Source organism: Streptomyces sp. NPDC025806 (assembly GCF_055558275.1).
Window position 1 is genome coordinate 21474 of record NZ_JBVHMU010000013.1, and the last position, 18896, is coordinate 40369.

At 72.0% G+C, this 18896-nt stretch carries 17 protein-coding genes; 2 read left to right on the forward strand and 15 right to left on the reverse strand.

Features of this window, described 5'->3' with window-relative positions:
• Positions 1-6: 6 nt before the first annotated feature.
• A complete protein-coding gene (locus ACZ4E1_RS27205) occupies positions 7-1713 on the reverse strand; it encodes a flavin monoamine oxidase family protein (protein ID WP_467543934.1) in 1707 nt (568 codons plus the stop codon).
• Between the two features lie 351 nt (positions 1714-2064).
• Here ACZ4E1_RS27205 and ACZ4E1_RS27210 point away from each other — a divergent pair, with 351 nt between their 5' ends.
• A complete protein-coding gene (locus ACZ4E1_RS27210) occupies positions 2065-2628 on the forward strand; it encodes a Repetin (protein WP_467543936.1) in 564 nt (187 codons plus the stop codon).
• 1 nt (position 2629) lies between these two features.
• Here ACZ4E1_RS27210 and ACZ4E1_RS27215 read toward each other — a convergent pair whose 3' ends face one another.
• From ACZ4E1_RS27215 to fmt, 9 genes are all read right to left on the reverse strand, one after another.
• Positions 2630-3082, reverse strand: coding sequence for an Lrp/AsnC family transcriptional regulator (locus ACZ4E1_RS27215; RefSeq protein WP_384627690.1), 453 nt, complete (start codon positions 3080-3082; stop codon positions 2630-2632).
• 37 nt (positions 3083-3119) lie between these two features.
• Positions 3120-4613 carry an amino acid permease gene (locus tag ACZ4E1_RS27220; protein WP_467543942.1) on the reverse strand — a complete coding sequence of 498 codons (1494 nt, stop codon included), beginning with the start codon at positions 4611-4613 and terminating at the stop codon, positions 3120-3122.
• A gap of 322 nt (positions 4614-4935) precedes the next feature.
• The gene (locus ACZ4E1_RS27225) at positions 4936-6378 is read right to left on the reverse strand and encodes a GuaB1 family IMP dehydrogenase-related protein (protein ID WP_467543945.1); all 1443 of its coding nucleotides are present in this window, start codon (positions 6376-6378) and stop codon (positions 4936-4938) included.
• 117 nt (positions 6379-6495) lie between these two features.
• Positions 6496-6831, reverse strand: a complete 336-nt coding sequence (locus tag ACZ4E1_RS27230) for a barstar family protein (RefSeq protein WP_467543947.1) — start codon at positions 6829-6831, stop codon at positions 6496-6498.
• On the reverse strand, positions 6828-7238 hold the full coding sequence (locus ACZ4E1_RS27235; RefSeq protein ID WP_467543950.1) for a guanyl-specific ribonuclease: 411 nt from the start codon (positions 7236-7238) through the stop codon (positions 6828-6830). The genes ACZ4E1_RS27230 and ACZ4E1_RS27235 overlap by 4 nt, the downstream gene beginning before the upstream one ends.
• Before the next feature lie 48 nt (positions 7239-7286).
• Positions 7287-8270: a sugar-binding transcriptional regulator gene (locus ACZ4E1_RS27240; RefSeq protein ID WP_188341671.1), complete on the reverse strand. Its 984-nt coding sequence runs from the start codon at positions 8268-8270 to the stop codon at positions 7287-7289.
• Positions 8271-8455: 185 nt separating this feature from the next.
• Entirely contained in the window at positions 8456-9142 is a 687-nt protein-coding gene (rpe, locus tag ACZ4E1_RS27245; RefSeq protein WP_467543951.1) for a ribulose-phosphate 3-epimerase, read from the reverse strand.
• A 78-nt stretch (positions 9143-9220) separates the two neighbouring features.
• The gene (locus tag ACZ4E1_RS27250; protein ID WP_467543953.1) at positions 9221-10675 is read right to left on the reverse strand and encodes an RsmB/NOP family class I SAM-dependent RNA methyltransferase; all 1455 of its coding nucleotides are present in this window, start codon (positions 10673-10675) and stop codon (positions 9221-9223) included.
• 297 nt (positions 10676-10972) lie between these two features.
• The gene (gene fmt / locus ACZ4E1_RS27255; protein WP_467543957.1) at positions 10973-11902 is read right to left on the reverse strand and encodes a methionyl-tRNA formyltransferase; all 930 of its coding nucleotides are present in this window, start codon (positions 11900-11902) and stop codon (positions 10973-10975) included.
• Between the two features lie 281 nt (positions 11903-12183).
• On the opposite strand from fmt, the gene ACZ4E1_RS27260 reads away from it, so the two are divergent.
• Positions 12184-12720 (forward strand): hypothetical protein, encoded by a 537-nt coding sequence (locus ACZ4E1_RS27260; protein WP_188340039.1) that lies wholly within the window; start codon positions 12184-12186, stop codon positions 12718-12720.
• 216 nt (positions 12721-12936) lie between these two features.
• Here the strand turns inward: ACZ4E1_RS27260 and ACZ4E1_RS27265 are convergent, their stop codons facing one another.
• From ACZ4E1_RS27265 to gmk, 5 genes are all read right to left on the reverse strand, one after another.
• Complete coding sequence (locus ACZ4E1_RS27265; protein ID WP_467543962.1) at positions 12937-15084, reverse strand: primosomal protein N'; 2148 nt, start codon at positions 15082-15084, stop codon at positions 12937-12939.
• Between the two features lie 99 nt (positions 15085-15183).
• On the reverse strand, positions 15184-16392 hold the full coding sequence (gene metK / locus ACZ4E1_RS27270) for a methionine adenosyltransferase (RefSeq protein ID WP_188340038.1): 1209 nt from the start codon (positions 16390-16392) through the stop codon (positions 15184-15186).
• 211 nt (positions 16393-16603) lie between these two features.
• A complete protein-coding gene (coaBC, locus tag ACZ4E1_RS27275; protein ID WP_467543967.1) occupies positions 16604-17875 on the reverse strand; it encodes a bifunctional phosphopantothenoylcysteine decarboxylase/phosphopantothenate--cysteine ligase CoaBC in 1272 nt (423 codons plus the stop codon).
• A 60-nt stretch (positions 17876-17935) separates the two neighbouring features.
• The gene (rpoZ, locus tag ACZ4E1_RS27280) at positions 17936-18208 is read right to left on the reverse strand and encodes a DNA-directed RNA polymerase subunit omega (protein WP_005319902.1); all 273 of its coding nucleotides are present in this window, start codon (positions 18206-18208) and stop codon (positions 17936-17938) included.
• A 60-nt stretch (positions 18209-18268) separates the two neighbouring features.
• Complete coding sequence (gene gmk, locus ACZ4E1_RS27285; RefSeq protein WP_399128577.1) at positions 18269-18862, reverse strand: guanylate kinase; 594 nt, start codon at positions 18860-18862, stop codon at positions 18269-18271.
• Between the last annotated feature and the right edge of the window lie 34 nt (positions 18863-18896).

An 18896-nucleotide genomic window follows, 5' to 3' on the forward strand; every position in this document is an offset into this window, starting at 1 on the left:
TCCGGGTCAGTCCTCCGGCAGCTCGACCGGGGCGATCGACTCGTAGAGGTCGCCGGGGCCCGGGTTGGTCGGGTCGGTGGTGCCGCCCAGGTGGTGCATGACGCCCCACACGGCGTTGAGCGCGGTCTGGACGGCGCCCTCGGCCCAGCCGGCCGTCCAGGAGATGTCGTCACCGGCGAGGAAGATGCCGCGCCGGTCCTCGGGCAGGGACTCCTGCATGAAGTGGGTGAACAGGCGCCGCTGGTAGCGGTAGTGGCCCGGCAGGTTCGCCTTGAAGGCGCCCATGAAGTAGGGCTCGTTCTCCCAGGACACGGTCACCGGGTTGCCGATGATGTGCTTGCGGATGTCGACGTTCGGATAGATCTCGCCGAGCGACTTCAGCATGACCTCGAGCCGCTCGTTCGCGGACAGCGGCAGCCACTTCAGGCTGTCGTCGCACCACGTGTAGGAGAGGCAGATGACGGCGGGCTTGTCCGGGCCGTCGTCGAGCAGGTAGGTGCCGCGGGTCATGCGGTCGGTGAGCGTCATCGACATGACGTCGCGGCCGGTGACCTCGTCCTTGTCGAGCCAGAACGGCCGGTCGACGGGGACGAACAGCTTGCTGGACTCCATGTAGTGGGTCCGCTCGATGGCCGTCCAGTGGTCGATCGGGAACAGCTCGTCGTCGCAGGCCACCTTGGAGAGCAGCATCCAGGACTGCGCGGTGAAGATCGCGGCCTTGTACGTCCGGATGTCGCCGTCGGCGTCCGTGACGGTGATGTGGTTGCCGGCCGTGCGCGCGAGGCGGGTCACGGCGGGGCGGGGCTTGCCGCTCTCGTGCAGGGAGGACAGCGAGGTGCCCGGCGCCCAGTGCACGATCTTCTGCGGCTCGCGCTCCCACAGGCGCAGCGGCAGCTGCTGCGAGCCGCCGACGATGCCGCGGTGGTGGTCGTCGGCCTCGGTGTAGACGACGCGCAGGATCTCGAGGATCGAGTTCGGGAAGTCGGTGTCCCAGCCGCCGGTGCCGAAGCCGACCTGGCCGAAGATCTCGCGGTGCCGGAAGGACTTGAAGGCCTCGGACTCGCACAGGAAGCCGTAGAAGGTCTGGTTGTCGAGCTTCTCGACGAGCTTCGCCCAGATCTCGCGGATGCGCGGCACGTCGCGCTCACGCATCGCCTGGTTCATGTCGGAGAAGTCGGCGCCCTCGTCGAGGCACTTGTTCCAGGCCGCGGCGACATCGCGGTAGACCTGCGGCAGGTCGTCGATGGTCTGCGCGTAGTGCGACTCGCCCTTGAGGTCGACGACGGTCGAGGGGGTCGCGGGCGACAGCGGGTTGGGGAACGGCTGCGTCTGAAGGCCCACCAGGTCGATGTAGTGCTGCAGCGCCGTCGAGGACGGCGGGAAGCGCATGGCGCCCATCTCGGCGGTCAGCCCGGCGGCGTCCGGCGGGGTCCCCTCGAAGCCGACGGTGCGCAGCCGGCCGCCGATCTCGTCGGCCTCGTAGACGACGGGCTTGAGGCCCATCTTCATCAGCTCGTACGCGGCGACGATGCCGGAGAGTCCGCCGCCGATGACGGCGATCTCGGTGCCGAGCTCGGTCGCGGGTATCTGGCCGAGGCCCGCCGGGTGCGCGAGGAAGTCGTCGTACGCGTACGGGAAGTCCGGACCGAACATGGTGATCGGCGGCTGGCCGTCGCTGTGCGGAACGGCGGTCGTGGGCACCGTGGACGTCATGGGGTACGGACTCCTTGCGGGAACAGGCATGCCGGGTGGAACAGGGCGCGCCTGTCCCCCGCGCGGTGCGGAAGAGGTGGGAGGGATCGCATCGACGGTACGTTTTCGCCGGTCGGCGGGACAAGACGGGACCGTTGCGTCTGCGGATGCGATCCGTTGCGTGCGCCTGCCCCGAACCGGCGATTCGTTGCGCACCTGTGTGAGCCCCCGGTAGCGGAGCGTGCGGCGACGCCTCCCCCGCGCGGCGGAGACGGGACCCGACCGTGGCCCGACGCCCCCGGCCCCCTTCCCGGTAGATCGTTCTCACACCCGGAAGGACCGGGCGAGCAGGTGAACACAGGGGGTTCTCCCATGGCACGCACGCGGATCCTGGTGGCGACGGCGCTGGCGCTGCTGGTCGCGGCGACCGGCACGGCCGCGGCCACCGTCGACCTCGACGGCCCGCAGGCGGCGCGGCATCAGGCGGCCTCCCGCGAGGCGGCGGCCCTGACCGGGACGGCGAAGCTGTGGCGGCCGGCGCCGGACGAGGACATCACGTTCACGTTCGACGCGCATCTGGCGGCGAAGGACAACATGGCACCGGAGAAGGCCTACGGCACGTTCTCCTTCAGCCACTACAAGGGCGGCAAGGGCGGCTGGGCGAAGGGCCGGATCGACTGCCTGATGACGGGCGGGAAGACGGCCGTGATGACGGGGATCGTCACGGAGTCGGACACCCCGTTCAAGGGCAAGCGGGTCGGCATCTCCGTCACCGACGACGGCCGCAGGGACCGCCTCGGCTACACCTGGTCGAATCCGGACCAGGACCGGCTCGAAGTGCCGCGCTGCATGAGCGCGCCCCCGTTCGAGGTGGTGAAGAAGGGCACCGGCGACTTCACGGTGCTGCCGTGGAAGCCGGAGTACCCCACCGGCTGAGCTACGCGGGCGACCCGGAGGTGAAGCGGCGCAGGAGCGGGGAGAGCACGAGGACGGACTTGGTCCGCTCGACGAACGGCTCCCCCGCGATGCGCTCCAGGACCCGCTCGAAGTGCCGCATGTCGGAGGCGAAGACCTGGACGAGGGCGTCCGCCTCACCGGTGACGGTGGAGGCGGCCGCGACCTCGGGGTACCGCTCCAGACCTCGCCGGATCGACTCCGGCGAGGTGTTGCGGCGGCAGTAGATCTCGATGAACCCCTCGGTCTCCCAGCCGAGCGCGGCCGGGTCGACCCGCACGGTGAAACCGGTGATCGCGCCCGTCGCCCGCAGCCGGTCCACGCGCCGCTTCACGGCGGGCGCGGACAGGCCGACGAGCTGGCCGATGTCGGCGTAGGAGCGGCGGGCGTCCTCGGCGAGGGCGTGCACGATGCGTTCGTCGAGATCGTTCAGCAAGGCAGGAGGTTCACTTTTCTGCGGTTACTTTCCGCGGCTACTTCTCTGCGACCGCGGGGGCGTCCACGGGGGCGTCCGCGTCGTTCAGGCGGGAGCGTCGCATCCCGTAGCAGAAGTAGAACACGAGACCGACGGCCATCCAGACACCGAAGACGATCCAGGTGATCGCGGACAGACTGCCCATCATCCACACACAGAAGGCGAAACCGAGGATCGGCAGCACCGGCGAGAGCGGCACACGGAAGGTGCGCTTCATGTCGGGCCGGGTCCGGCGCAGCACGATGACGGCGATGTTGACCAGGGCGAACGCGAAGAGCGTGCCGATGCTGGTGGCGTCGGCGAGCTGGCCGAGCGGGATCGCCGCGGCGAGGACACCGCAGAACAGGGAGACGATGACCGTGTTGGCGCGGGGCGTGCCGGTCTTCGGGTGGACCTTGGAGAACACCTTGGGCACGAGGCCGTCGCGGGACATGGCGAACAGGACGCGGGTCTGGCCGTAGAGCACGGTCAGGACGACGGACGCGATGGCGATGACGGCGCCTGCGGCGAGCAGCGTGGCCCAGAAGGTCTGGCCGGTGACGTCCTTCATGATCCCGGCGAGCGCGGCCTCGGAGTCGCTGAACTGCCTCCAGGGCTTGGCGCCGACGGCGACGGCCGCGACGAGGACGTACAGCGCGGTGACGATGATCAGCGAGAGCATGATGGCGCGCGGCAGGTCGCGCTGCGCGTTCTTGGCCTCTTCGCCGGCCGTGGAGGCGGCGTCGAAGCCGATGTACGAGAAGAAGAGCGTGGCACCGGCGGCGCTGACGCCCGCCATCCCGAGCGGCATGAAGTGCTCGTAGTTGCCGGACTGGAAGCCCTTGATGCCTATCGCGCAGAACAGCAGCAGGGCCGCGATCTTCACGCAGACCATGATCGTGTTGGCGCGGGCGGACTCGCGGGCGCCGCCGAGCAGGAAGGCCATGGCGAGCAGTACGACGATGAGGGCCGGCAGGTTGAAGATGCCGCCGTCGCCGGGCGGCGCGGAGAGCGCGGCCGGGATGGTGACGCCGATGGTGCCGTCGAGCAGCTCGTTGAGGTACTCGCCCCAGCCGACGGCGACGGCCGCGACCGAGACGCCGTACTCCAGGACCAGGCACCAGCCGCAGATCCAGGCGACGAACTCGCCCATCGTTGCGTATGCGTACGAGTAGGAGGAGCCGGCGACGGGGATGGTGCCGGCGAGCTCGGCATAGGACAGCGCCGAGAAGAGGGCGGTGAGACCGGCGATCACGAAGGACAGCGTGACCGCGGGTCCGGCCTTGGGGACGGCCTCGCCGAGGACGACGAAGATGCCGGTGCCGAGGGTGGCACCGATGCTGATCATGGTCAGCTGCCACAGGCCGAGCGAGCGCCGCAGCGAGCCGCCCTCACCCTGGCCGCCCTCCGCGACCAGGCGTTCCACCGGCTTGCGCCGCAGGAGACGAGTGCCGAGGCCTGCGGGGACGGCCTCGGTGTGGGGGGTGCGCGGGGGTGCGCCTTGGTCGAGCACGGGGTGGGCTCCTTCATCGCTGCCGGTTGGGGCCGCGGGGGACGGGACAGCCCACTCCCTGACAGGGGACCGCCGAGCAGGCCGTCCTCCGCCACGCCACGTACAGCGGATGACTCTAGATGACGGGGCTTCCCAGCTGTAATGCAGCAACCTTGCGCACCCCCGCAAGATCGTTGCGCAGGGATCCCGCAGGCGGGTGTTCGTTGCGTGGTCCCTTACGTCCGTTGCGTACCCCTGACCGTCCGGGAAACGGCGAACCCCGCGTCCCGAAGGGCGGGACGCGGGGTTCGCGGGTGTGCTGCGGTGCCGGGACCGGCTCCGACTAGCTCCAGCTGGCGTGCAGCGGCTTGCCCTCGGCGTAGCCGGCGGCGGACTGGATGCCGACCGTGGCCTTCTCCTCGAACTCGGCCAGCGAGTTGGCACCGGCGTAGGTGCAGGAGGAGCGGACGCCCGCGATGATCGAGTCGATCAGGTCCTCGACACCGGGACGCTGCGGGTCGAGGAACATCCGCGAGGTGGAGATGCCCTCCTCGAACAGCCCCTTGCGGGCCCGGTCGTACGCGGACTCGTCGCTCGTGCGGTTCTTCACGGCGCGGGCGGAGGCCATGCCGAAGGACTCCTTGTACGCGCGGCCCTGGGCGTCGTGCTGGAGGTCGCCCGGGGACTCGTAGGTGCCCGCGAACCAGGAGCCGATCATCACGTTCGACGCGCCGGCGGCGAGCGCCATGGCGACGTCGCGCGGGTGCCGGACGCCACCGTCGGCCCAGACGTGCTTGCCGTACTTCTTCGCCTCGGCGGCGCACTCCAGGACGGCGGAGAACTGCGGCCGGCCGACGCCGGTCATCATGCGGGTGGTGCACATGGCGCCGGGGCCGACGCCGACCTTGATGATGTCGGCGCCCGCCTCGATGAGGTCCTTGACGCCCTCGGCGGCGACGATGTTGCCCGCGACGATCGGCACCTGCGGGTCGAGCGCGCGGACCTTGCGGATGGCCTCGATCATCGATTCCTGGTGGCCGTGCGCGGTGTCGATGACGAGCGTGTCCACGCCCGCGTCGAGCAGCTGCTGGGCCTTGCCCGCCACGTCGCCGTTGATGCCGACGGCGGCGGCGATGCGCAGCTTGCCGTTCGCGTCCGTGGCCGGGGTGTAGAGGGTGGCGCGCAGGGCGCCGGTGCGGGTCAGGATGCCCGCGAGGCGGCCTTCCTTGTCGACGGCCGGGGCGTAGCGGCGGTTGGCGCCGTCCAGCCGGTTGAACGCGTCGCGCGGGTCGATGTCCGCGTCGAGCAGCAGCAGGTCCCGGGACATGACCTCGGACAGCTGCGTGAAGCGGTCCACGCCGCTCAGGTCCTGGTCCGTGACGACACCGACGGGGCGCTGCTCGTCGTCGACCACGACGCCCGCGTTGTGCGCCCGCTTGGGCAGCAGCGCGAGCGCGTCGGCGACGGTCTGGTGCGGGGCCAGCACGATGGGGGTGTCGAGGACGAGGTGGCGGGTCTTGACCCAGGAGATGACGTCGGTGACGACCTCGATCGGGATGTCCTGCGGGATGACGACCAGGCCGCCGCGGCGGGCCATGGTCTCGGCCATCCGGCGCCCGGCGATCGCCGTCATGTTGGCGACGACGAGCGGGATGGTGGTGCCCGAGCCGTCCGGCGAGGAGAGGTCCACGGCCTGGCGGGAGCCGACGGCGCTCCGGCTCGGCACCATGAAGACGTCGTCGTACGTCAGGTCGTACGCGGGCTTGATGTCATTGAGGAAACGCACGTGCGGACATCCCAGTCGGTAGAAGGGGGCCCCGGAAGGTTGCCGCCGGAGCGCAAAGCACGTACTTCATTTTCCCACGCGGGCCCGCAGCACGTCTCCGGGCCGAACGTCCCAAGGTCAGGGGCCCTGCCTTGGATGATCGTCCGAGCCTCCGAGGGACAGCAGTACGGTGATCGCGGAGGCCTGGTCGAAGATCTCCACGGCGGTCGCCCACTCCCCCGCGTCGCGCGCCTCGAAGTCGCGCCAGCCGGACACGACGAGGACGGCCGCGCCCTCGGGCATCAGCTGGGGGTCGCCGAGGACGTCGGCGAGGGCGTCCCAGTTGCGGCCGAACCAGGAGGGCAGCGCGAGCGCCGCGGCGATCCGGTCCATGAGTCCGGCCTTGTCCGCCACGCCGCCGAGGTCGAGGGCGCGCACGGTCCAGTCGGCCGGGGACGCGGGGAGCCCGCTCATCGCAGCACCGCCTTGAACGACTCGTAGTGGTCATCGGTGTAGTACGTCTCGCCGCCGTCGCCGGTGACGATGCGCCGGGCGCCGCGGTCTCGCTCGCCCGGGGTGCGCACGGTGTACTCGTGGTAGTAGCCGCGCCGCTCCTTGGGCAGCTCCCCCTCGAAGTTCCCGAAGACGGTCCCGTCCTTGGCGTACGGGAAGGGACCGCCGGCGTCGATCAGACGCAGGGTGGAGCGGGCCTCGGGGGGCAGGTCCGCCTCCCGCACGGTCGCCATACCGGCGGCCCAGGCGGGCGCGGACGCGTGCGACGAGGCGGAGGGGTCCGCCGCGGTCGTGTCCGTGCCGGACGAGCAGCCGGAGACGAACAGACCGAGGCAGACGAGGAGCACGCCGAGCATCCGGGACAGCATGGTCCGATGCTGCCACGGCTCGGGCGGACCCGCCCGGACGCGGCCCGGTCAGGCCCCGTCGGGGTCGGCGCGCTGCAGTGCGGGCCGCGGCGCGGGTCCCGCGGTCAGCAGGAAGTCCGCGGCGGCGGTGTCGGTGACCAGGCTCGTGACCAGGCCCGAGCGGAGCACGGCGTCGATGGCGGAGGCCTTGCGCTGGCCGCCCGCGATCGCGACGACCTCGGGTATACGGCGCAGCCGGTCGGCCTCGACCGTGATGCAGCGCTCGCCGAGGTCCCGGCCGACCCGGCGGCCCTGGGCGTCGAAGAGGTGCGCGGACATCTCGGCGGCGACACCGAGCGAGGCGTAGTGCGCGCGCTCCTCGTCGCTGAGCATGTCGTGCACCGTCGAGATGCCCGGCTCCCAGGAGCCGATCGACACACAGGCGACGGTGACCTTGTCGAAGTACTCGAAGGCGCGGGCGATGCCCGTCTGGTTGCGCAGCGCCGCGGCGGTCGCGGCGTCGGGCAGCAGCATCGGGGCGTAGATGGGGTGGGCGTCGCCGCCGGAGACCTGCGCGGCACGGCGCACGGCCTCCACGGAGCCGCGCTCCGCGGTCCCGGCGTCGTAGACACCGGTCAGCTGCACCACGGTGCACGGCGGGAGCCGGTCGAGGGCGGCGGCCATGTGGATCGTGGAGCGGCCCCAGGCCAGGCCCAGGACGTCGCCCTCGGTGACGAGCTCGCCGAGCAGGTCGGCGGCGACCTCGCCCAGGTTCTCCGGGTCGGTGGACTCCTCGGCCTCGGCCGGGGACTCCACCACGACCGCGTGCCGCAGCCCGTAGCGGGCACGCAGGGCGTCGGAGCGCTCCGCGTCCAGCTCGGCCGGCACCCGGATCTCGATGCGCACGAGGTCCCGCTCCAGGGCGGTCTCGAGGACGCGGGCCACCTTGAAGCGGCTCACGCCGAACTCCTCGGCGATCTGGATCTTGGACTTGCCCTCGAGGTAGAAGCGACGGGCCATGGCCGCCGCCTGCACCAGCTCCGCGGGTCCCATCCGCAGGGCTGCGCGTCCTGCCGATGATGCGGACACGGCGATCTCCTCACTGCTCTTCTTCACGAATTGCACGTCTTCACGACTCGCACGGCACACGCTGCTGTTCACAACTGGATTTGCTGTTCATCCTTGCAGATCCAGCGCGGTCGATCAGCCCCGACGGCCGCCGTTCACGTATCCGTGGCTCAGTGGCCGCACGCCCAGGCCGCGGAAGCGGTGGCGGTGTCCGCCTGGGTGCGCAGTGCACGGACCGCCTCGGCCGGATCGTCGGCGCCGTATACCGCCGAACCGGCGACGAACACGTCCGCGCCGGCCTCCGCGCACCGCTCGATCGTCGAGGCCGACACCCCTCCGTCCACCTGCAGCCACAGCTCGAGACCGTGCTTCGCGATCAGCTCACGGGTGCGGCGGATCTTCGGCAGCATGATGTCCAGGAACGCCTGCCCGCCGAAGCCCGGCTCAACCGTCATGATCAGCAGCATGTCGAGCTCGGGCAGCAGGTCCTCGTACGGCTCGATCGGCGTCGCCGGCTTGAGGGCCATGGAGGCGCGGGCGCCCTTGGCCCGGATCTCGCGGGCGAGCCGCACCGGCGCCTGCGCGGCCTCCGCGTGGAAGGTGACCGAACCGGCGCCCGCCTCCACGTACTGCGGAGCCCAGCGGTCCGGGTTCTCGATCATCAGGTGGCAGTCCAGCGGGGTCGAGGTCGCCTTGGCCAGCGACTCGACGATCGGAACGCCCAGGGTCAGGTTCGGGACGAAATGGTTGTCCATGACGTCGACGTGGAGCCAGTCGGCGCCCTGGACCGCCTTCGCCTCGTCGGCGAGACGGGCGAAGTCGGCGGACAGGATGCTGGGGTTGATCTGCGCGGCCATGCCCCAAGACTGCCATGCCCGGAGGCCGTTGCCCGCCCCGGTCCAGACCACATCCGGATCCGGAACCTTACGAAACGATCACGAGGTGCGTCGGATCAGCGCCAGGTACATCGCGTCGGTCCCGTGCAGGTGCGGCCACAGCTGGACGTCCGGGCCCTCACCGAGCCCCGGGACGCCCTCCAGCATCGGGCGCGCGTCGATCAGTTCGGCCCCTTCCACGGACTTCAGGACGTCGTCCACGACGGCCCGGGTCTCGGCGAGGTGCGGGGAGCAGGTCGCGTAGCCGACGACGCCACCGACCCGCACCGACTCCAGGGCGGTGCGCAGCAGCGAGCGCTGCAGCGGGCCGAAGCCGTCCAGGTCCTCGGGGCGGCGGCGCCAGCGGGCCTCCGGGCGGCGGCGCAGGGCGCCGAGTCCGGTGCACGGGACGTCCATCAGGACCCGGTCGAAGACGCCGGGGCGCCACGGCGGGCGGGTGCCGTCGGCGGCGATCACCTGGTACGGGCCCGGGTTGCCGTCGAGGGCCTTCGCGACGAGACCGGCACGGTGCGGCTGCTTCTCGGAGGCGAGCAGCGTCGCGCCACGCTGCGAAGCGAGCCCCGCGAGCATCGCGGCCTTGCCGCCGGGGCCCGCGCAGCCGTCCAACCACTTCTCGTCGGGACCCTCCAGCGGCGCGTTCGCGAGTGCGAGGGCGACCAGCTGGCTGCCCTCGTCCTGGACGCCGGCCCGCCCGGACCGCACGAGGTCGAACGAGCCCGGCTCGCCGCCCTCGGTGAGGCGCACGGCGTACGGGGACCAGCGGCCCGGGAGCCCGGACTCCTCTCCGACCTCGGTGAGGATCGCCTCGGCGGTGGTCCGGCCGGGACGCGCGACGAGGGTGACCTCGGGCCGCTCGTTGTCCGCCTCCAGCAGGTCCTCGATACCGGCCCGGCCACCGCCGAGGGAGTCCCAGAGCGCCGAGACGACCCATCGCGGATGCGAATGGACGACGGCGAGATGGTCCTCGGGATCCTCGTCGTAGGGCGGTGCGACCCGCTCCACCCAGGCGTCGAGATCGTGCTGGGAGACCTTGCGCAGCACGGCGTTGACGAACTTGGCGCGGCCGTCGCCGAGCACGACGCGGGCCAGCTCGACGGACGCGGAGACGGCGGCGTGCGTCGGGATCCGGGTGCCGAGCAACTGGTGCACGCCCAGGTTCAGCACGTCGAGCACCGGCGGGTCGACCTCGCGCAGCGGCCGGTCGATGCAGGCCGCCACGATCGCGTCGTACGTGCCCTGACGGCGCAGCGTGCCGTACACCAGCTCGGTCGCGAGCGCCGCGTCCCGGTTGTCGAAGTCGCCCTTCGCGCGGGCCTTGCGCAGGAGCGGAGGCAGGACGAGGTTCGCGTACGCGTCCCGCTCGTCGACCGCGCGCAGCGCCTCGAAGGCGAGGATCCGTACGGGGTCCTTCTTCGGGCGGCGGTGCGGCTTGCCCGGCTTGCCCTTGCCTCCGGCGCGGGGGCGGTTGGTCGACGGGGCCGGCTGGTCGTTCAAAGGTGCTCCGCTGATGCGAGGGGTGACGATCGCTTCCAGCGTACGTGCGGCGCGGGTCCGCCATCGCCGTGGGGCTCAGGTCGTTATCGCGGCTGCGGGCCGGTGGGGCTTCTCGCGCAGTTCCCCGCGCCCCTGGAAGGCAGCGGCTTCGCCGCGCCTTCCCCAGATGACAGGCGCCCCGCGCCCCTGAAATGCGACCCGAAGGGTCTGCATTTCAGGGGCGCGGGGAACTGCGCGACCAGCCCCCACCGAACCCGCACCCGGCGACGAACCGAACCGGCCGAGCTGGAAGCCGGATCAGCCCAGCCGCTCGCCCTCGGCGATCCGCACACCACGGGCCCAATCCGCGGCAGCCATCGGCTTCTTGCCCTGGGCCTGGACCCAGAGGAGCTCGACGGCGAACGACCCCGTCCCGACGTACAGATTCTTCTTGCCGACGCTCAGCTCGCCCGGCGCCAGATCCGTGCGGTCCGGCACCGGCACGGCCGACCGCACCTTGAGCCGCTCGCCCCGGAACTCCGTCCAGGCCCCCGGCGCCGGAGTGCATCCACGCACCACCCGGTCGACGCGGAGCGCGGGCGCCGCCCAGTCGATCCGCGCGTCCTCCACCGTGATCTTCGGGGCGAGCGAGATCCCGTCGGCCGGCTGCGGTACGGCCGTCAACGCGCCGTCCTCGATGCCGTCCATCGTCGCGGCGAGCAGCCCCGCGCCCGCGAAGGCGAGCCGGGTCAGCAGGTCGCCGCTGGTGTCGGCGGGACGGATCGCCTCGGTCACCGTGCCGTACACCGGGCCCGAGTCGAGCCCCTCCTCGATGAGGAAGGTGGACGCGCCGGTGATCTCGTCGCCGGCCATCAGGGCGTGCTGGACGGGCGCGGCACCGCGCCAGGCGGGCAGCAGCGAGAAGTGCAGGTTGACCCAGCCGCGGGCCGGCACGTCGAGGGCGACCTTGGGCAGCAGCGCACCGTAGGCGACGACGGGGCAGCAGTCCGGCGCGATCTCGCGCAGCCGGGCCAGGAAGTCCTCGTCACGGGGCCGGACCGGCTTGAGCACCTCGATGCCGGCCTCGGCGGCGCGCTCGGCGACGGGGCTCGCGACCATGTGACGGCCGCGCCCGGCAGGGGCGTCGGGCCGGGTCACGACGGCGGCGACCTCGTGCCGGTCGGAGGCGATCAGGGCGTCCAGAGCGGGAACGGCGACCTCGGGGGTGCCGGCGAAGACGAGCTTCATCAGTGGCTAACGGCCTCTCGGGGCGGGGTCACGGGCGACACACCAGTCTATGGGCGGCGGGTGACGCCCGCGCATGGGGCGCACGTCCCGCCGTGCGCCCCGCGCATATGCGGATGCGCCGGAACAGCGTGACCCCTCACCGTATGGCGCGTTGGTCAAGAAAGAGTTGACCAATCCACGGGCCGGGATCACTCGCGATCGTCACCGGTGAGTCGCCTGAATCGCCGTTCGGCGTGAGCTCGGCCCGATCCTTCTTCATCGCCGGTTCGAGAGGCTTGTAAATGGCCGACCACGCAACCCACGACGCCCAGGCACGGGCCAGCCTGCACCTCCTTGTGCGGGACATCGAGCGGGTCCGGCGGCAGGTGGACGCACTGCGCACCCTCACCGCACAGCTCGGCAACGTCTACCGTCCGCGCCGCTCCGGCCCCTCCGCCGGCTTCGTCGTCTACGGGCGGGCCCCCGCCCCGACCGTCCGTCTGGCCCAGGAACTGCGCGACAGCGTCGAGACCCTGGTGACCGCCGCAGTGGACTTCGACCGCTCCCTGGGTTTCTCGTGGGACGCGGTGGGCTCCGCGCTCGGCGTGACCAAGCAGGCGGTGCACCGCCGGTACGGGGCGCGCCGGGCCGCCGCGCAGGCCGCCGCCGACGCGGAGCGGGCCGGTGACACCTCGGCCCGGCCGCCGCTGCCGCTCGGGGCGGGCCCGCTGCCCTCCGTGCCGGCCGCGCGGTCCATGCCGACGCAGCCGACCGCGGGCAGCGCGGGCCTCCGCGACGAGCCCCGCCCCGGGGTCTTCCCCGGTCCCCGCAACGGCTGAGCGCCACTGGGCCCGCCCTCTTCGGCCGGCTGCGGCTCTCGTCGTGGCCGGCCGCGCAGTTCCCCGCGCCCCTGAAACGCAGACCCTTCGGGTCGCGTTTCTCAGCCTTCGTCCATGAGATGCGCCCGAAGGGCATGCATCTCAGGGGCGCGGGGAACTGCGCGACCAGCCACGGCGGCGGCGCGGCCGGACGAAAAACCGCACCACCCACTCACCTCACCCGATGTCCGGCGGATCAATACGCACCCGCACCGGATCCGTCCCGGCCCCCCGGGCGGCCATCCGCGCCGCCTGAGCCCGCTTCAGGGCCCCCGCCAGGGCCGCCCCGCTCCCCGGCGGCACCCGAACGAGCGCGCGCTCCCCCGCAGGCTCGGCGCCCCGCCGCGGCCCACCGGGCTCGACGACGGGCACCGGCCCCAACACCTCAGCGTCGCCGGGCAGTTCCACCGCCCGCAGGAAGTCGGCGAGCGCCTCCGGCGTCCCGCTGACCGAGGCCATCCTGGACACCGGTGGAAAGCCCAGCTCGGCCCGGTCCGCCAGCTCCCGCACCGCGTGCCCCACCGGATCCCAGCGGACCAGCGCCTGCACGGGCCGCAGCGTCGGCTCGGCCACGACGACGACCGTGCCGCCCGCCTCCTGCGGCCGTACCAGCGCGGACGCGGCGATCCAGCGCCGCAACGCGTCCTCGCCGGCGCGCAGATCGGGCCGCCCGAGCATGGCCCAGCCGTCGAGCAGCAGCGCGGCGGCGTACCCGCCCTCGGCGACGGGCTCCGCGCCGGGTGTGCTGACGACGAGCGCGGGTCCGCCGGACACCGTGTCGAGCACCTGCTCCCGCCCGGAGGTCCGCACCGGTACGGAGGGGAACGCGCGGCCCAGCTCCTCGGCGGTGCGCCGGGCGCCGACCACCTGGGCCCGCAGCCGGTTGCCGCCGCACTCGCCGCAGTGCCAGTCGGCCTCCTCGCGGCCGCACCACGAGCAGGCCAGGACTCCGGCCGCTTCCCGTGCCTCCAGCGGTCCCGCGCAGTGCCGGCAGCGGGCGGGCTCCCGGCAGCGCTGACAGGCGAGCCGCGGCACGTATCCGCGGCGCGGCACCTGGACCAGCACCGGCCCGTCCCGCAGCGCGGTCCGCGCCACCTCCCAGGCCACGCTGGGCAGTCGTGCCGCGCGCGCCGCCTCGTCGCGCGCGAGGTCCAGGTCGCCGACGGTCCGTACTCGGGGCGCCGTCCGCCGCACCTGCTCGCGCGGGGCCGCGATCGCCGCCGCCCAGCCGCTGCGCACCAACTGCGCCGCCTCTACCGTGCAGCTCCAACTCCCGAGCAGGAAGGCGCACTTGTCCCGCCCCGCCCGCAGTTCGAGCACTTCCCGCACATGCGGGAACGGCGCGTGGTCGTCACTGTGGTGCGCGTCCCCGTCGTCCCAGACCACGACGAGGCCGGGATCGCGTACGGGGGCGAACATCGCGGCCCGGGTGCCGACCACGGCCCGCACCGCCCCACGGCGCACGGCGAGCCATTCCGAGTAGCGCCGCTGCTGCCCCGCCTCGGCGGTCAGCAGCGCGTGCTGTCCCTCCCCCAACTGCTCGCGCAGCGCCGCGTCGACGCGCGCGGCGAGCCGCACGGTGGGCACGACGACGAGCGCGCCGCGCCCCGACGCGAGGGTCGCGCGCACGGCCCGGGCGATCTCGTCGGCCCACTCGGGGCCGGGCAGCGCGGTCCACACGGCGCGCGGGGCACCGCCCGCCGCGAGGGAGGCGAGAAAGTCCGCCCCGCGCTCGTACCGCTGCCAGGACCCGGGCTCGGGCGCGGTCGGCGGGGCGGGCGGCTCGGGGAACGTCCGGGCCTCCGCCTTGGCGTGCCGGGGCGGTATCGCGAGCTGCAGCACGTCGGCGAGGCTGCCCGCGTACCGGTCGGCGACGGCCCGGGTCAGCCCGAGGAGTTCTTCGTCGAGCACCGGCTCCGGCGACAGGACCTGGGCGAGCGCGGCCAGCGGCCCCTGGTACTCGGCCTCGGCAACGCGCTCCACGAGGTACCCGTCGATGAGCCCGCCGCCCTCGCGCCGGCCGTCCCGCACATTCTTCGACCCGGCACCGAACCGGACCCGGACCCGTACGCCGGGCTGCGCCACCGCGTCCAGCTCTTCCGGGACGGCGTACTCGAAGTACCGGTCGAGATGCAGTACGCCCTTGTCGACGAGAACGCGGGCCACGGGCAGTTCCTTGGCCAGCGCGGCCCCCCGCCATGTGCGTGGCTTGGCCTTCGGCGCCTTGTTCTTCCGCACCGTCTCCCGGATGAACGCGAGCTGCTCCGGCTCGGGACTGTCGTTCTGGCTGCTCACGCTGCCATTCCTACCAGAGGGGTCCGACATCGCCGTCGCGACCGAAAGACGAAACCGGGGCCCGGCTCCCCCGAAGGGAAAGCCGGGCCCCGGTTCAGCGGAGCTGAGAGATCAGCGGTGCTGAGAGACCTACAGGCCCGCGGCCTTGCGCAGCGCGTCCACGCGGTCGGTCTTCTCCCACGTGAAGTCCGGCAGGGCGCGGCCGAAGTGGCCGTACGCCGCCGTCTGGGCGTAGATCGGGCGCAGCAGGTCGAGGTCGCGGATGATCGCGGCGGGGCGGAGGTCGAAGACCTCCGTGATCGCGGCCTCGATCTTGTCCGTGTCGACCGTGTTCGTGCCGAAGGTCTCGACGAAGAGACCAACCGGCTCGGCCTTGCCGATCGCGTACGCGACCTGGACCTCGCAGCGCGAGGCGAGACCGGCGGCCACGACGTTCTTGGCGACCCAGCGCATGGCGTAGGCGGCCGAGCGGTCGACCTTGGACGGGTCCTTGCCCGAGAAGGCGCCGCCACCGTGACGGGCGTAGCCGCCGTAGGTGTCGATGATGATCTTGCGGCCGGTGAGGCCGGCGTCGCCCATCGGGCCACCGATCTCGAAGCGGCCGGTCGGGTTGACCAGCAGACGGTAGCCGTCGGTCTCCAGCTTGATGCCGTCCTCGACCAGCGCCTTGAGCTCCGGCTCCACGACGAACTCGCGGATGTCGGGGGCGAGCAGCGAGTCGAGGTCGATGTCCGAGGCGTGCTGCGAGGAGACGACGACCGTGTCGAGGCGGACGGCCTTGTCGCCGTCGTACTCGATGGTGACCTGGGTCTTGCCGTCGGGACGCAGGTAGGGGATCGTGCCGTTCTTGCGGACCTCGGAGAGGCGGCGCGACAGGCGGTGCGCGAGGTGGATCGGGAGCGGCATGAGCTCCGGCGTCTCGTCGCACGCGTAGCCGAACATCAGGCCCTGGTCGCCCGCGCCCTGCTTGTCGAGCTCGTCGTCGTCACCCTCGACGCGCTTCTCGTACGCCGTGTCGACGCCCTGCGCGATGTCGGGAGACTGCGAGCCGATGGAGACCGAGACGCCGCAGGACGCGCCGTCGAAGCCCTTCTTCGACGAGTCGTAGCCGATCTCGAGGATCTTCTCTCGCACGAGCTGCGCGATCGGCGCGTACGCCTTGGTGGTCACCTCGCCGGCCACGTGCACCAGGCCGGTGGTGATCAGCGTCTCGACGGCGACGCGGGACGTGGGGTCCTCGCGCAGCAGCGCGTCGAGAATGGTGTCGCTGATCTGGTCAGCGATCTTGTCGGGGTGACCCTCGGTGACAGACTCCGAGGTGAACAGGCGACGGGACACAACGCTCCCTGTGGTTGCAGCGGCTGCTGGCTGATCATTGACGGACGGCCGGGGGCTGCGCCTGGCGTCGTCCGAGAACAGTTTATCGGTCGGGCTCGGCTGCCGGGTCACGCGTCTCGCCCCTTGGGAGGGCTGTGACCTGCGACACCGCATTGTCCGACATGAGGATCGGTCTCCGGAAGGGTACCGGTCGAGCGTGAATCCGGCGCCCCTACGGGCGTGGATCGGCGTGTGCGGGGGCCACACGGCGCACGACCTCGTCCCAGATCCGGTCCGCGAGCGCCTCCTTCGGACCGTACGGGACGGGCGTCTCGGCCCCGTCCGAGGCGAGGATCACGGCCTCGTTCTCCTCGGAGCCGAAGGTCTTGCGCTCCCCGACCTCGTTGACGACGAGCAGGTCACAGCCCTTGCGGGCCAGTTTGGCGCGGCCGTTGGCGAGGACGTCGTCGGTCTCGGCGGCGAAGCCGACGACGATCTGGCCGGGGCGGGAGCGCTCCCCGGAGATCTCCGCGAGGATGTCCGGGTTGCGGACCAGCTCGACGGTCGGCGCTCCCGTGTCGCCCTGCTTCTTGATCTTGCCGGGCGCGTAGACGGCCGGGCGGAAGTCGGCGACGGCGGCGGCCATGACGACCGCGTCGGCGTCGGCGGCCGCCTTGAGCACGGCCTCGCGCAGCTGGACGGCGGTGCCGACGTGGACGACGTCGACGCCGGCCGGGTCGGGCAGCTCCGCATTGGCGGAGAGCAGGGTGACGCGGGCGCCGCGGGCCGCGGCGGTGCGGGCGAGCGCGTAGCCCTGCTTGCCGGAGGAGCGGTTGCCGAGGAAGCGGACCGGGTCGAGGGGCTCGCGGGTGCCGCCGGCGCTGACGACGACGTGCGTGCCGGCCAGGTCGGTGCCGGCCGCGTCGGCGCCGCGGGCCAGGACCCGGCGCACGTACTCGTAGATCTCGACGGGGTCGGGGAAGCGGCCCTTGCCGGTGTCGACGCCGGTGAGGCGGCCGACGGCGGGCTCGATGACGAGGGCGCCGCGGCGGCGCAGCGTCGCGACGTTCTCCTGGGTGGCGGGGTGCTCCCACATCTCGGTGTGCATGGCCGGCGCGAAGACGACCGGACAGCGGGCGGTGAGGAGCGTGTTGGTGAGGAGGTCGTCGGCGAGGCCGTGGGCGGCCTTGGCGAGCATGTCGGCGGTGGCGGGGGCCACGATCACGAGGTCGGCGTGCTGGCCGATGCGCACGTGCGGGACCTCGTGGACGGAGTCCCAGACCTCGGTGGAGACCGGGTTGCCGGACAGGGCCGACCAGGTCGCGGCGCCGACGAAGTGCAGTGCGGAGTCGGTGGGGACGACGCGGACGTCGTGCCCGGACTCGGTGAGCCGGCGCAGCAGCTCGCACGCCTTGTAGGCGGCGATGCCACCGCTGACTCCCAGTACGACCTTCGGCTTCGACGACACCGCATCTCCCCTGGCTCCGGAAACGTACGACTCCATGACACACCACAGGCCCGGCAGTCGTACTGCCGGGCCTGGGATGACGACGAAAAACGGGTGTTACTGGGCCGGGCCCTCGATGGCCTCGGACGTCAGCAGGCCCGCGTTGATCTCGCGCAGGGCGATCGACAGGGGCTTCTCGTGGACGTGGGTGTCCACGAGCGGGCCGACGTACTCGAGCAGGCCCTCACCGAGCTGCGAGTAGTACGCGTTGATCTGACGCGCGCGCTTGGCGGCGTAGATGACCAGGCTGTACTTCGAGTCGGTCGCTTCGAGCAGCTCATCAATCGGCGGGTTGATGATGCCCTCGGGCGCGGTGATGGAAGAGGACACTCTCTGCCTTCCGATGGGGGCCGGACCTGGGTCCCGGCCCGGGTTAAACCAGGGTAAAGATCAAAGAACCTTCATCAAGGCTAGCAGCTCGCGCGCTACGTCCTCGACGGAGGTGTTGACAAGGGTCGTGTCGAACTCGGCCTCGGCGGCGAGCTCCACCTTGGCGGCCTCGAGCCGGCGCTCGATGACCTCGGGCGCCTCGGTGCCGCGGCCGGTGAGCCGGCGGACCAGCTCGTCCCAGCTCGGCGGGGCGAGGAACACGAGCTGGGCCTCGGGCATCGACTCGCGGACCAGGCGTGCGCCCTGGAGGTCGATCTCGAGCAGCACCGGCTCGCCCGCGTCGAGACGGTCGAGCACGGCGCTGCGCGGGGTCCCGTAACGGTTCCCCGCGAACTCGGCCCACTCGAGGAGCTCGCCGTTGGCGATCAGCTTGTCCATCTCCTCGTCGGTGACGAAGAAGTAGTGGACACCGTGCTTCTCGCCGGGGCGCGGCTTGCGGGTCGTCGCCGACACCGAGAGCCATACCTCGGGGTGTTCCTTGCGCATATGAGCGACGACCGTGCTCTTGCCGACCCCGGAGGGGCCGGAGAGCACGGTCAGCCGCGGACGTACGTCCGGGGGCTCGGGGGTCGTCCCCCGGGATGTTGCAGCCATGCAGCGATTATTCCAGTTGTTCCGGAGTGCCGGG